Origin of the sequence: Fictibacillus sp. 5RED26, from assembly GCF_015903895.1 — a bacterium.
Taxonomy (GTDB): Bacteria; Bacillota; Bacilli; order Bacillales; family Fictibacillaceae; genus Fictibacillus; species Fictibacillus phosphorivorans.
In genome coordinates this window covers 1-13,982 of the sequence record NZ_JACZDU010000001.1, presented here as the reverse complement: position 1 = coordinate 13,982, position 13,982 = coordinate 1, and the positions used below count along the sequence as shown (strand labels likewise).

General features: G+C 40.2%; 10 protein-coding genes, 15 tRNA genes and 1 rRNA gene. 2 read left to right on the top strand and 24 right to left on the bottom strand.

From position 1 onward, the window contains the following. Positions 1-9: 9 nt before the first annotated feature. Complete coding sequence (locus IHV10_RS00130; protein ID WP_197126781.1) at positions 10-294, top strand: hypothetical protein; 285 nt, start codon at positions 10-12, stop codon at positions 292-294. Positions 295-611: 317 nt separating this feature from the next. Here the strand turns inward: IHV10_RS00130 and IHV10_RS00125 are convergent, their stop codons facing one another. The 5 genes from IHV10_RS00125 to queG all read right to left on the bottom strand — a co-directional run bounded on the left by IHV10_RS00125 (position 612) and on the right by queG (position 5,049). Beyond that, positions 612-1,169, bottom strand: a complete 558-nt coding sequence (locus IHV10_RS00125; protein ID WP_197126780.1) for a DUF5366 family protein — start codon at positions 1,167-1,169, stop codon at positions 612-614. 629 nt (positions 1,170-1,798) lie between these two features. Next, complete coding sequence (gene trmL / locus IHV10_RS00120; RefSeq protein WP_197126779.1) at positions 1,799-2,272, bottom strand: tRNA (uridine(34)/cytosine(34)/5-carboxymethylaminomethyluridine(34)-2'-O)-methyltransferase TrmL; 474 nt, start codon at positions 2,270-2,272, stop codon at positions 1,799-1,801. An 85-nt stretch (positions 2,273-2,357) separates the two neighbouring features. Beyond that, positions 2,358-3,239, bottom strand: coding sequence for an amidase domain-containing protein (locus tag IHV10_RS00115; protein ID WP_191754641.1), 882 nt, complete (start codon positions 3,237-3,239; stop codon positions 2,358-2,360). Positions 3,240-3,307: 68 nt separating this feature from the next. After that, positions 3,308-3,844 (bottom strand): methylated-DNA--[protein]-cysteine S-methyltransferase, encoded by a 537-nt coding sequence (locus IHV10_RS00110; RefSeq protein ID WP_066391224.1) that lies wholly within the window; start codon positions 3,842-3,844, stop codon positions 3,308-3,310. Positions 3,845-3,906: 62 nt separating this feature from the next. Continuing rightward, entirely contained in the window at positions 3,907-5,049 is a 1,143-nt protein-coding gene (queG, locus tag IHV10_RS00105; protein ID WP_197126778.1) for a tRNA epoxyqueuosine(34) reductase QueG, read from the bottom strand. Positions 5,050-5,122: 73 nt separating this feature from the next. Between queG and IHV10_RS00100 the strand changes: the two genes are divergently transcribed. Then, complete coding sequence (locus IHV10_RS00100; protein ID WP_197126777.1) at positions 5,123-5,779, top strand: B3/B4 domain-containing protein; 657 nt, start codon at positions 5,123-5,125, stop codon at positions 5,777-5,779. A gap of 336 nt (positions 5,780-6,115) precedes the next feature. Here the strand turns inward: IHV10_RS00100 and IHV10_RS00095 are convergent, their stop codons facing one another. The 19 genes from IHV10_RS00095 to rrf form a co-directional block, all read right to left on the bottom strand. Next, a complete protein-coding gene (locus IHV10_RS00095; protein WP_197126776.1) occupies positions 6,116-6,793 on the bottom strand; it encodes a coiled-coil domain-containing protein in 678 nt (225 codons plus the stop codon). A gap of 433 nt (positions 6,794-7,226) precedes the next feature. Then, entirely contained in the window at positions 7,227-9,683 is a 2,457-nt protein-coding gene (locus tag IHV10_RS00090) for a YhgE/Pip family protein (protein ID WP_197126775.1), read from the bottom strand. 190 nt (positions 9,684-9,873) lie between these two features. Continuing rightward, positions 9,874-12,060, bottom strand: a complete 2,187-nt coding sequence (locus IHV10_RS00085) for an ATP-dependent helicase (protein WP_197126774.1) — start codon at positions 12,058-12,060, stop codon at positions 9,874-9,876. Positions 12,061-12,184: 124 nt separating this feature from the next. Further along, positions 12,185-12,269 (bottom strand) — tRNA-Leu (locus IHV10_RS00080). A gap of 26 nt (positions 12,270-12,295) precedes the next feature. Further along, positions 12,296-12,370 (bottom strand) — tRNA-Cys (locus tag IHV10_RS00075). Between the two features lie 12 nt (positions 12,371-12,382). Then, positions 12,383-12,457: transfer RNA gene (locus IHV10_RS00070), tRNA-Gly, on the bottom strand. A 59-nt stretch (positions 12,458-12,516) separates the two neighbouring features. Then, a tRNA-Gln gene (locus tag IHV10_RS00065) sits at positions 12,517-12,591 on the bottom strand. 9 nt (positions 12,592-12,600) lie between these two features. Then, positions 12,601-12,676 (bottom strand) — tRNA-His (locus tag IHV10_RS00060). A gap of 14 nt (positions 12,677-12,690) precedes the next feature. Further along, positions 12,691-12,764 (bottom strand) — tRNA-Trp (locus IHV10_RS00055). 17 nt (positions 12,765-12,781) lie between these two features. Beyond that, positions 12,782-12,866: transfer RNA gene (locus IHV10_RS00050), tRNA-Tyr, on the bottom strand. 82 nt (positions 12,867-12,948) lie between these two features. Next, positions 12,949-13,024 (bottom strand) — tRNA-Thr (locus IHV10_RS00045). A gap of 9 nt (positions 13,025-13,033) precedes the next feature. Next, positions 13,034-13,109: transfer RNA gene (locus IHV10_RS00040), tRNA-Phe, on the bottom strand. Between the two features lie 44 nt (positions 13,110-13,153). Next, a tRNA-Asp gene (locus IHV10_RS00035) sits at positions 13,154-13,229 on the bottom strand. A 90-nt stretch (positions 13,230-13,319) separates the two neighbouring features. Then, positions 13,320-13,396, bottom strand: a tRNA-Met gene (locus IHV10_RS00030). A gap of 28 nt (positions 13,397-13,424) precedes the next feature. Beyond that, a tRNA-Val gene (locus IHV10_RS00025) sits at positions 13,425-13,500 on the bottom strand. Between the two features lie 24 nt (positions 13,501-13,524). Further along, positions 13,525-13,599: transfer RNA gene (locus IHV10_RS00020), tRNA-Glu, on the bottom strand. Positions 13,600-13,626: 27 nt separating this feature from the next. Then, positions 13,627-13,718: transfer RNA gene (locus tag IHV10_RS00015), tRNA-Ser, on the bottom strand. Positions 13,719-13,722: 4 nt separating this feature from the next. Then, positions 13,723-13,797 (bottom strand) — tRNA-Asn (locus IHV10_RS00010). Between the two features lie 10 nt (positions 13,798-13,807). Beyond that, positions 13,808-13,923: ribosomal RNA gene (gene rrf / locus IHV10_RS00005) — 5S ribosomal RNA — on the bottom strand. Positions 13,924-13,982 lie beyond the last annotated feature (59 nt).

Here is a 13,982-nt window from a genome sequence, read left to right as displayed (position 1 = left end):
GGAGTAGTTATGTGGGTAATATTTGGGGTTATTGCAATAGTTGTAACTTTTATAAATCTTTATATGTATGCATCAGGTAAAGATTATAAGCTCGCTATGGCGTTAGGATTATCATTTACAGCATTAACACTTTGTGCAGATTACAGTTATGTATCTCAATGGGTAAAAGCGGAAGATTGGGCGGCTTTATCGGATGTAGTACCTGGTATGGCAAAGATATTATGGTTTTTGACAATTGCTTCTATCTTACTAAATATGGCACCAATATTTTTAGAACGAAGACGTAAGAAATAAAGGTGTATTATCACAACAAACTGGAAGCGATTGTTGAATAATGAAACAAAGTAAAAAAGGCTTAAGAGAGAAAACTCTCTAAGCCTTTTTTGGTGCAGAAAATGTCGTGATTTTCATTGTGATTGCCCTGTGATTTGAATGCTTGCACCTCATAAGTAAAACCGTTACTACAATAGTGGCAGGGTTTTAGCTAGCACTTGTATACTGATAAAATGGTATTTAAAAGTAATCTAGCGTAATTCACCGATATATCTTATTTATCCCGCTAGTTTTTGAGATAATTCCGCGAGACTACAATTTCCGAACTAGATAACCATTCAGGTAATTGCTGCCACGAACGCGTTATACAAACGCATAACCGTATAAACAACAAGCAGCCCGAAACCTGTCCAAAAGAATAAGTGCAGAAATACCATTCCCATGATACCTATCGTTGATAAACTTGAACTGATCCGCAATAAGAATTGAAAAAAATACAAAAGAGATGAAACAATAAAAACGACACCTATCAGCAGCACGGAATGGTTCAGCGCGATCGCAAGCATACCACCAACAAAAAAGTACCAGCTTCCCCCTTTTCCTTGCTGAAGCAGTGTTCCTTCCGTATCTTTTGAAAAAAAGAACAGACTGAGGTGCGTTAACGTGTCAGACAGCAGCTTAAGAGCAGCAAATATCATAAAGAACAACAGAAACAAACAAAAGCCGATCGATAGGTGAATCACATGATCTTCAAATAATTCTTGCATCCCCTGGTACACACCAAAGTATGTAAGCTTATCGATAAAAAGTCTTTCAAAGTAAATGGCAAACCCCGAACTGAACAGAATAATAGAAAACAAGGGAAGATACCCTGTCATATATACGTTTTTCTTCATTTATACTTGCACGAATCCCCTCGAATTGTTAAATTTCAGCAGAAATACATTCCCATGAAAACCGTTTTCATTTATAATGAGGAAAGATACTGGAAAGAATAATACTACTTTCAAAGGAGGAGTTCAAATGGATTTTATCCTCATCCTACTCGTGATGCTCGCCTTCCTGACTGCCATCTTTACAGCAGGCTATAACGATCGTCCTGGAAAAAACTAATCCATGTACATATGGAAGTAAAAACGTCCCTTTTTCATCAGGACGTTTTTTTATTTTCTCTCAAAGGTAGGACATCATTGACAAGTTGATTGGAGTGTAAGGTGGGAGACTCCTCGAAAATTGAACTTCAAATTTTCTTCGTGCGATGTGTCGCTGACGTAGGCTTCCTTGTCCTGTGGGACAGGCGGGCAGTGCGAAAAGTGGAAGTGGCTCGTTCAGCCCCGACAAGCAAAAGGTGAATGAGCAAGGAAGGCGCACTTTGCCTTCTAAATCATTTAGCTTTTGACCTCGAGGGGCTAGCCGCTGCAACTAGAAAGGTGAGACACTTATAAGTGAAACTTGCGAATGTGGCTCACCGCCTGCCCCACGGAAAGCGAGCACCTGAAACGGAAATCAACCGCTCACAGTAAGCTTATTTCAACTCTCCAAAACTTTGTTGACGCAGCGCTTCATAGATTAAGATCGCTGCCGTATTCGATAGGTTCAATGAACGAATGTGTTCATTCATCGGGATACGGAGACACCTCTCCATGTTCGCATCGATCACTTCACGCGGAAGTCCCTTCGTTTCTTTTCCAAAAACAAAGAAAATATCCTTCTCTGAATCAGAGTAATCGAAATTTGAGTACGTCTGTTCACCGAATTTGGTGATATAGTAAAACTCCCCGTCTGGGTATTCATTATAAAAAGCATCCAATGAATCATGATGAGACAATTTTACATGCTCCCAATAATCAAGGCCAGCACGCTTTAAGTATTTGTCTTCTAAAGAAAATCCAAGTGGATGAATAAGATGCAGATGTGCACCAGTTCCTGCACATGTACGTGCGATGTTTCCTGTGTTTGCAGGAATTAACGGTTCGAATAAAACAACATGTATAGCCAAAAAGCTCACCTCAAAAACAATATTCCAACAAGTACTTATTATAGCACTTTTTTTGGAATATCACTCTCTGAAGGCAAGCTTCTTCTTAAAGAATATGAAAAAATTTATATTGAATGCGTTTTGTGTACGCCGTTGAATCTTCATAGCCCCAATATCTCATTCTGCTATTTGTTGTATGAGCATTTACGAGTGGTTCTCCAGAAGGATCCTTTGCGACCACAATCGTCGTATGTTGATAATGGCCATCTCCATCAAAGTCATAACAGATTACGTCTCCCGGCAATAGAAGATGCGCTGCAGATTTCTCTTGTGCTTGAAGACTAGATTTTGAGCCGCTCAAATACCATCTCATCGCATTGGCTACTGACCAGCTATAGCTCCAAGAATTATTTCGCATCCACCAGCCCTTCGATTTAATAGATTGAGAAGTCATCGGTATGCCACCTGCATGAAGACTTTGAGAAATATAGTTCGTGCAATCATTTTCAAAAGATTTATAAGCCGGATTAAACGTATTCCACCATCTCTCTGCATAACGTACAGCAGCAAGTCTATCATAACCGCCCTTCGTTGGTGCGATCGATTCGTTCTCCCGCTCGATCTTCGGAAGCTCTCTGTAGTTTCCTTCGACATTGACAGGTTCATCGCTTTTCATATCACCATCTTGAAAAGTAGCACGTCGCTCTTGAGAGATCTCTTCCACATAGAAATCAAACCCGTGTTTGATTAAGAAACTATAATGCACCAAATAATCTACCTGAACCTTATCTTCGGACTCCGTCGTTCGTAAGACACTTCCGTTCGTTTGATTGTTTACAATAAACGCATTTCTATCGGTATACATTTGTTTTTTTCGAATGAAGCTCTCTTGTTCTTCTCGTAAAAAGTAACCTCGTCCGTCTGCATCTGCATGTATCATCCATTGAGATTGGTTTTGGATATAAGCTTTAAGTGTTTCCATCCACATCAGACATCCCTCCTGCTTCTACTAACATATGAGTGGGATATCAAAAAAAAGAACCCTTTAAGGGCTCTCTAGGATGTCTTCTTGCAGCTATTCTGTTCGATCGATAACAATATTTCTTTTTTATCTAATCCCCCACCATAGCCTACAAGTGCTCCATTACTTCCAATCACTCGGTGACATGGAATAAAAACAGGTACGGGATTTTGGTTGTTCGCGCTGCCTACAGCTCGAACAGCCTTAGGTGCACCAATGCCTTGAGCCACTTCCTTATACGAACAAGTTACGCCATAAGGAATACTCGTAAGCTGGTTCCATACCTTTTTTTGAAAAGCGGTACCAAATAAATCATAGTTCACGCTAAACTCATGCAGGTTGCCTGCAAAATAAGCGTGCAGTTGTTGAACGGCATCATCCAATCGTTCTGGAGAGTGTATAAGTTCTCCCTTAATAAAATGTTTCGCCATCCATGAACGTAAAGTTGGAAGGTTATCCTCCATTGAACCAAAATCGAGACGGCAGATTCCGTTCTCTGTTGCAATGATTGTTAACGGTCCGATTACGCTTTCCATTTCTTCGTAATAGAGTAACGTTTTAATCTGACACATAATTATCCCTTCTTTTCATTACTTGACCTTACTATATCGGACACTTCAAACATATGCGATTACTAAATTTCTTGATTTCGGACCATTTTCAGTCCCTTTTCAATCTCTAACGTGACCAAATCGTCTTTTTCACGCTCTTTTGCAGATAATAGTTCCAATTCCGCATCTTTCCCGCTAATCTTACCAATGGCCCATGCTGCAGTTCCTCTTATTACTGGTCGAGGATCAGTATGGAGCAACGTAACTAAATCTGGAATTGCACTTTCATCTTTAAAATGAGCTAAAGCGATAATCGCATTTCGCTGAATAGGCTTTTTCCCTCTCCAGCTACCCGAAACATGGCCGAATTTTTCTTTGAACTCTCTATTGCTCATAGACAACAATGGCTTTAAAAGAGGTTTTGCAATCTCTGGGTCAGGTTCCATTTCCACATGATGATGAAAATCTTTTCCCTTATTTTCAGGGCAAACTGTCTGACACGTATCGCATCCATATAAACGGTTACCGAGCTTATCTCTATACTGATCAGGCAGGAATCCTTTCGTTTGCGTCAAAAAGGCGATACATTTAGACGAATCAAGCTGTCCTCCCTGTACAAGAGCATTAGTCGGACATGCATCGACACATTTGTTACACGAACCACACTGATCTTCCATTGGAGTGTCTGCAGGAAACGAGATGTTTGTAATCATTTCTCCGAGATACATATAAGAACCAAACTCCGGAGACATGATCGCACAGTTTTTGGCACTCCATCCGATCCCCGCCCTTTCAGCTACAGCACGATCAGACAGTTCTCCTGTATCTACCATCGATTTCACAGTGGCACCTGGAATTTTTTCTATAATAAAAGCTTCTAGTAATGAGAGCTTTTCTCTTAATATATGGTGGTAATCTTTACCCCATGATGCTCTGCAAAAAATTCCTCTCCGCTCTCCTCGAACACTTCTGGGAGCATCTTTCATCTTGGAGGGATATGCAAGAGCGATCGAAATAATACTGGAAGCTCCCGACAAAAGCCGATCAGGCTCTGTTCTTTTTTCTATATCACTTTCTTCGAATCCTGATTGATAGTTAAGGTCTTGCTGTAATCGGAGACGTTCTTTGAGCTCAGCAAATACATCAGCATGTGCAAAACCAATTTTGTCGATTCCGATTTCTTTACTATATGCAACAATCTCTTCCTTCAACTGGGCACTTGTCACGCATATCCCTCCTTTACATTTATTTTCCACAATTATGATAAACTACAATTACATAAATAAGAAACGGGGTTACATGATGATCACAATTAATCCTAAACTAAACGAACTTGTCCCGAATTTTAAAATAGGCACAATTACATACCATAATATCGCGATTAGCGAATCACCGCAAATGATTAAAGGCAGGTTCCAGCTATTTACAGAATCCTTGCGACTTGAAGAAAAAAATGCTGCCGATTACCCTGGTGTCGCAGAATATCGAAAAGTGTTCAAGTCATTAGGAATTGATCCTTCCCGATATCGTCCCGCTTCAGAAGCATTGTTGCGACGGGTGTTAAGCGGCAAGGACCTACCCCCGATCAACTCTGGCGTCGATGTAAACAACTTCTTCTCTATTCGATTTTGTATACCGATCGGTCTTTATAACCTAGATAAGATTCAAGGTGACGTGCAGATTGATCTTGGTGACGCTGAAGATACCTATGAAGGATTAAACGGACGTGAGATGAATATGGAAGGTAAGTTACTGTCTAAAGACGAGGTTGGTGCCTTTGGAAGCCCAATCGTTGATTCTAAACGCACGATGGTGGATGAGAGTGTTAAGAATGCACTGCATATCGTGTACCTGCAGCCATCTATGGATAAGAGTGAAGCTCAAGAACTCTTGGAATCTATGGCCAAGATGTTCACTCAAGTGAATGGTGGGAATGCTGAGATTCAGGTGATTTAAACAGTTGTTTAAATACAAAAAGCTCATTTGGCTACAATTTATTATTAAATACAGCTGATGTCGAATGATGTAGACTCGTCGATATAGCATACAAACTCGTCAATATAATGGAGAAATTGGTGAATATATCGTGTAAAAGTTTCAATAAAATAGGCAAACTTCTCAATATATAATAATTGCGCTTTATAAAACAAAAAAATGCAGGGCTTCATTGGATCAACGAAGCCCTGCATTAAAACCTACAACTAACTTGTTCTATATATAAGCAACATGTAGGACATTTATGACAAGTTCTTTAAACTTTCTTTAAAAAATTCGCCTGCCTAAATATTTTTATTACTCTACTAACGTATATCTCACGGACAATGTTGCTTCAATCTCATCCCCTTCATCCAATTCAAACACATATTCTGGAAGAAACAGGTCATCCCCTCTTCCTAAGATGATATTGACTTTACTTCCTCCGTTCACAAAGTAATTTCCAAACCCATTCACTGGTTCTACTTTATATCTCCCTGGAGCTATGTCTTTACCCACTATAAAAACGCCGGCTACTAATGTTCGTGGCTCCTTCTTCTTAATTAGAATGCCATTATTTAATGTATCAAGTTCATTTTGTTTATTTGCGATCTCCCCGCTAAGTTTTTTCAATTCATCTTTCTTTGCATTTACTTGAGTACCTAACTCATCCACTTCTTTTTGAATCGCTTCTTTTTGGCCTACCATCTCAGTAACTTCATCAAACCGTATTTGAAGCCCCTCCAAATCAGCTTGTTTACTGCTTTCCTCTTCTTCCATCGCTTCAACGTTTTCTTCTATACTTTCTAACTCTTTCTTCCATTCTTTGATCTCACCATCAATTTCACCTGCTACAACTTTTTTATCTTTGAGAAGAACAGAAGCTTTGTTGTAACCTATTGCGTGCGATGAAAAAGCGGTAATTGCTACTAAAACCAGCGCCATTAAGCTAAAGTAGACCCACTTCTTCTTAAGCATCGATAATTCCCACTTCATAAAATCTCCCCCTTTTGATGAGATATGTATGGCTTTGGAACTATTTTATTTTCTTAAAAAAACAATATGCTTTTTCATAAAAATAAAAACCCCTTAAAAAAGGGGAATATTATCCTATCTATAAATATCGAAATAATACAAGTATAGAAAATACAAAAAGGATAATCATGACCACTAACAAGCGAAAAGATTCAAAAAGCCTAATCATCAGCCCATTAATCATATGCATGTAGTGAAAAATATCAGCCGTAATAAAGAGGATTGAAACGAAGGAGACGGTAATTAAAATCAGGCAGACTGTGGCACGCCGGTCTCTATACATCAGAGAAATAACCTCCTTTACACCTACATATTCAGTGTACAAGAAGAAGATTCAAAAAAAAGTTCCCGGCAAAGCGTGCCAGGAACTTTTTATTACACTATGAAATGATTATCAGCCAGCTAAATCTAGATTTTTCGGTTGGTTTTTTGTTTTTGAAAACATATAGACTGCGATCGACAATAAACTAAAACTTAATAGATAGATGAACAACACACCCACATTTGAAAAAGCAGAACTTGTGCTATCTAATGAGATCAATGCTTTAAACCCTGCTATTGAATACGTGAACGGCAAGAATTCACTTAATGCACGCAGGTTCTCTGGCAGCATATCGATCGGCAAGTTAGCACCCGTCGTTGAAAGCTGTAAGATCACTAAAGCGAACGCAATAAAACGTCCGATGTTTCCTAACGACGCAAACAATAAGACAATTCCTGTGAATACTAAACTTACAAAAACCGCAAAAGTTATAAAGCCCAGTGGGTTTCCAGTCTTCACATTTAAGACAAGTAAAACGACTGTCGAAAGAAGTAATGCCTGTACAACAGCAATTGCACCTAGGTTCATTAATTTAGCACCAAACCAAGAGAATGCTGAAATTCCTTCAGGCTTCTTAAAGTTGATGAACATAGACATGATTAAGATGCCCACAAACAACGCTAATGAAAGAACATAAGGAGCTGTTGAATCACGATAGAGTGGATATTTATTAACCGTTTCACTCTTCAATTCAACAGGAGAAGAAAACATGCTCAAGTTCTTATCATTTGCCGCTTTAATCGCTCCTGTTTTTTCGGCACCATCCTTAAGGCCAGATGATAGCTCGTTACTTCCATCATTTAATTTCCCTGCACCATCATTTAATTTTGTAACACCTTCCGTTAAGTCGCCCCAGCCTTTTTCAACTGTTGCATTTCCATCACTAACTTGTGACATACCAGCGTTAATCTTTGTTGCACCGGATGTCAGATCACGCCAACCTTTTTCAACAGAAGAGTTACCAGCGGATACTTGAGTTGCACCATCATTAAGCTGTGATGCTCCATTCGTAAGAGATGTCCAACCTGTGTTGACCGATTGGTTTCCTGCTGCAATCTGCGAAGTTCCTGCGTGCAGCTCTCCTACCTTACCTACCATCGTGTTCCAGCCACTCTCGATAGACGCTGTCCCTTGTTGAAGCAGAGGCACCTTTTGACTTAATGTCACAACCCCGTTATCCACTGACGTTTGGCCGGCCACTAGCTGATTTACCCCATCAGCCACAGACATTGGATTAGGTTCAGCATTTGTCGTGAAGGCTCCTGCTATTTTTGCAGCTCCTTGACTTAGCACCTGGAGTTTTTGTGCTTTTGCAGGATCAGTGGCAGCTGCCGTAATAGCCTGGCTCTTACCATAGATCGTCATGAAAGCTGAATCATTTGCAAGTTCAGGGTGTTGCTCTAAGTATGCCTTTAGATCACTTGATAATCCTTGCAGCCCCGCACCTAGCTTTGCAGATTCATCTGCCACTTGAGCCACACCTTGTGAGATCTGTTGTGTTCCGGGAGCGATTTCATTCTTTATCGCTGTTTGAACACCTTTTAGCCCTGTTAAGATTCCAGTGGTTCCTGCTTTTAGTTGCGGTATGCTGTCTCCAAGTTGTCGCGCACCTGCCGCTAAGTCTTCAACTCCTGATTGTTTATCTTTTAAATTTTGTAATAAAAGTCCTGTTCCTTCATTTGCTGCAGCTGAACCTGCCGCGAGCTTCGAAATATCACCCGACTTAGATTGAAGGGACGAAAGCAGTTCTTTCGTACCAGCACTTAGTTGCGATGAACCGTTAGCTAGTTTACTAATATCCGGCTGTTTCGCTGAAAGAGAACTTGCCATTTGTCCGACACCATTTTGAAGTTCTTTTGCTCCACTTGCTAGCTTTGAAATGTCAGCAGCTTTATTTGTAAGCGATTGCAAAAGTGTGTTTGTTCCATCACGAAGATCTGTCATCCCTGTATTTAATTTTGCAGATCCATCTGCAGCTGATTGAAATCCTTCAGATACATCACCGAGACTGGCAAACATATTGTTCGCATACTTCTCTGTAATTTTATCCCCTAGTTTTTCTCTTAGCTTTTCAGTAGCACTTCTTGTCACTTGTGCTGCCATGAAGTTTAACCCTTCGTTTTGGATATACGTAAGTTGAAGCTTTTCTGGATTATCGCTTAAAACGGTTGTTACTCTTTGTGAGAAATCCTCAGGAATCTCGATAACCATATAATATTCCAGACTATCAAGGCCTTCTTTAGCCTCCTCAGCACTTACAAATTCCCACCCGAGATCTTTTCCTTTCTTTAAGTCTGCTACTAGATCCTTCCCTACATTGATCGGTTCATCGTCCGATAATGCACCCTTGTCCTTGTTGACTACCGCAACAGGCAAGTTCGACAAGTTGTCATACGGTCCCCATTTTGGTGATAGAAGTATACCACCATAGACGACCGGTACAAGCAACGCGGCAATGACTGAGATCAGCAGACCCTTTTTACCTGCCAACTTCGCCATTTCTGCCATAAACAAACGAAAAGCGTTCATCCCTTTACCCCCGTTCTCCCCAAAAATAAATACATTCTGTAAAAATGAACAGGTATTCACTTCTACTAGAATGTATTATTCGAAAGAGACAAGAATAAATCCTTCTTATTTATCAGAAAATTGTAAAATATTAAATAATAATAAGGTAGTAAGTCCTGTTATAATGTAAGATTAGATAAAAAAATGTATATTAAGTGTGAATCAACGGCTCTAATAGTCCCATATCTAAACAGGCGCTGATTGATAATTTCTTTTCTTTGGATTGAAAGGTTAACGTCACGAATTCTTCACTGAGCTCAGTTATTTCTCCAGGTCCAAATACACGGTGAGTAATGGTGAGACCAACTTGTAATTCTTCCTTCTTTTTAATACTATTCGGATTGTAAGGAACTCCATTTATCTTTTTCACTTGCTTTTTTATGGGTTCAGATTTCATCAATCTTGTCGGATCTAATATGTTTTTTACATCCGTAACAAACACAGACTCTTCAACTTTTTTCCCATCTCGATATGGATACGTAACTAAGGTTAATTGTTTCTTGGCACGAGTCATCCCTACGTAAAATAACCGAGCTGCTTCTTCTAACAATAGATGGTCCGTGCGATCTTCTTTAGATGGTATGATTCCATCCACTACATCAATCATATACACTTTCTCAAATTCGAGCCCTTTAGCACTATGAAAAGTAGAAAGTGTTATGGCTTCATGTCCCTTCTTCTTTTTTGCTGTCTTCAAAACAACTTCGAGGTGTTTTAAGCGTTCAGCAAAATCCTGAAGGCTCTCAAGATCTGTTGCAATTTCTTCTAGTGTGTTTAAGATGCCCACTAAATAATCCATTCGAAAGCCAAGGCTCTTACTGATCTTTTCAATTGCCTTATCGTAACCTAAACCATCTCTGATCACCCGTATAGCTCCAAGAGGCTTCATATCTTTCATTTCTTTAAACGTTTCTTTACTTGTCTTCAGAAGTTTAACTTGATACTCCTGCAATTTCACATGATTTAGCAGATTATCAAATACAGAATCGTTATTGTTCAATTGCTTTAAAGCTAGCATCTGTTGCTTGGTTATATAACCATTAAACTTCAAATGAATTTTTTCTAAAATGTCTGGCCGCTTATCGGTAAAGGCCATACGCATAAAATTCAATATATCTTGAACCACCCAATGTGAAAAGAAACGATTATCGGCATCTTTCATATAAAAAGGAATTCCTGCACGATCAAAATCATTCATCAAACCAATGGATGACGAATTATTTCGATATAAGATGGCGATTTCTTTTAGATGAACATCGTCATTAAGTTCCTGGACCAAGTATTTTGATTGTTCCTTAAAATTCACGAGATGTTTCACTTCAATCGGTTGCTGCGAAGGATTTTGAGTGAACATATTTTTTTCATATCTATTTTTATTTCTTTTAATGAACGAATTAGCAACGTTAACGATATCCTCAGATGAGCGATAGTTCTGCTCCATAAACAAAATAGAAGCATCACTGTACTTTTCCTTAAATTTAAGTAAATAGGAAGGCTCAGCACCTCTCCAGCTATAGATGGATTGGTCATCATCGGCCACAACACATAAATTTCTATGAGTAGAAACCATTTTTTCTATAATGGAATGCTGCACAAGCGACGTATCCTGACTTTCATCCGTTAAGAAATAGTCATATCGGTTTTGATAGTGACTTAGCAACTTCTTATCCTTTTCTAATATGTCGTTACTCATCGTGAGCATATCATCAAAGTCTAACAATACATGATGCGGATCAGAACGCTTGAGTTCTTCATATTGTTTAAATATCTCTTCAGCCTGCGATACATCACAAGAAACCTCTGACCACCGTTCGATAGGTATCACCTTATTTTTAATGTAACTGATATAGGTAGTCAGGTCATCCATTTGATCCTCGGTTATGTTCTCCCCTACAACAGACTTAAATAAATGCCTCAGCATAAGTTTTTTGTTGTATTGAAAGTTTCCTCCCGATCCTGCTTTTTCATCTGAATCGTGATCACCCTCTATAATTGTAAAAGGGATACCCAACTTTCTATAATGATTCCTGACTACCTCAAAAGCAAAGCTATGAATGGTCGAAAAGTCCACAGAAGGAAGATCAGGATAAAATTTTGCGAAACGCTCTTTCATATCATTGGCTGACGCCTTACTGAACGTAACAGCCTTTATACGAGAAGGATGAATTCCTTTTTCCATAATTAAATAACCGATTCTCATAATGACTGTGGTTGTTTTTCCAGAACCAGGTGAAGCAAGTAATAGAAGGGGTCCTTCTGTCTTCATAACAGCATTCTTTTGAACATCATTTAAAATAATGCCTTGATCATTTTTCATTTTATTGAAGAAATCTCTCATTGATCAGTACCCTTTCGTAACTTGAATATATTCATCGTTAATTGAAGTATAAAGTTTAAAAGCAAATAAAAAAACTCCCCACAAAGGTGAGAAGTCTTAAGTTTAAATGTTAAGTTAAGTAAAATGGTACCGGTGGTCGGGGTCGAACCGACACTCCAGAAGGAACACGATTTTGAGTCGTGCGCGTCTGCCAATTCCGCCACACCGGCATTTGAATCTTTTTGAATTGGAATTATGGAGGCGGCACCCGGATTCGAACCGGGGGATAAGGGTTTTGCAGACCCGTGCCTTACCACTTGGCTATGCCGCCAGAAAACAAAAATGGAGCGGAAGACGGGATTCGAACCCGCGACCCCAACCTTGGCAAGGTTGTATTCTACCACTGAACTACTTCCGCAAACATTTAATTAACTTATAATATGTTGTTAAAATCATCTTATGTTATAAAAATAAAAATGGCTGGGCTAGCTGGATTCGAACCAACGCATGTCGCAGTCAAAGTGCGATGCCTTACCGCTTGGCTATAGCCCAAAATTTAAATGGGGCGGACGAGGGGAATCGAACCCCCGAATGTCGGAACCACAATCCGATGCGTTAACCACTTCGCCACGACCGCCACAGTATTAAAATTGGCAGGGGCAGTAGGAATCGAACCCACACCAAAGGTTTTGGAGACCTTCGTTCTACCTTTAAACTATGCCCCTATATAAGGAATAAAAGATGGTGGAGGGGGACGGATTCGAACCGCCGAACCCGGAGGGAGCGGATTTACAGTCCGCCGCGTTTAGCCACTTCGCTACCCCTCCACGAATGAAGACAGGTTTTATTATAAAACATAATCACCCTGTTTTTCAATAAGTTTTTTGTTCCAATTCAGGAAGAAAAAACTGGTGCCGGCTAGAGGACTTGAACCCCCAACCTACTGATTACAAGTCAGTTGCTCTACCAATTGAGCTAAACCGGCAAAAAAAAATGGTGGCTCGAGACGGAATCGAACCGCCGACACGAGGATTTTCAGTCCTCTGCTCTACCGACTGAGCTATCGAGCCAAGAAAAAATTCTTGGTGTTGTAAAGCCACCGTTTAAATAAAAATGGCGGACCCGACCGGGGTCGAACCGGCGATCTCCTGCGTGACAGGCAGGCATGTTAACCACTACACCACGAGTCCATTACATGAAATAAAATTGGTTGCACCTTATGGGCGCTACTGATATTTCATGGTCAAGAAGTAATCTCGACTTTGATCATGAAATAAAATTGGTTGCGGGGACAGGATTTGAACCTGCGACCTTCGGGTTATGAGCCCGACGAGCTACCAGACTGCTCCACCCCGCGATGATATTAAATATGATATAAAAGTTTATGGTGGAGGATGACGGGTTCGAACCGCCGACCCCCTGCTTGTAAGGCAGGTGCTCTCCCAGCTGAGCTAATCCTCCATATTTAAAATCGTTATGTATAAGTGGTGACCCGTACGGGATTCGAACCCGTGTTACCGCCGTGAAAGGGCGGTGTCTTAACCGCTTGACCAACGGGCCAGATTTTTGAGCTAGAGAGTATGTATCTGGCGGAGAGCAAGGGATTCGAACCCTTGATACGGGGTTGACCGTATACACGATTTCCAATCGTGCTCCTTCGACCTCTCGGACAGCTCTCCAATATGGCTCCACAGGTAGGACTCGAACCTACGACCGATCGGTTAACAGCCGATAGCTCTACCACTGAGCTACTGTGGAATATGTATTGGCTCAGCGACGTCCTACTCTAACAGGGGGAAACCCCCAACTACCATCGGCGCTAAAGAGCTTAACTTCCGTGTTCGGTATGGGAACGGGTGTGACCTCTTTGCCATCATCACTGAACCAAATTATATTGAGAGATGTTCTCTCAAAACTAGATACGACGTTTCCAAACGTTATGC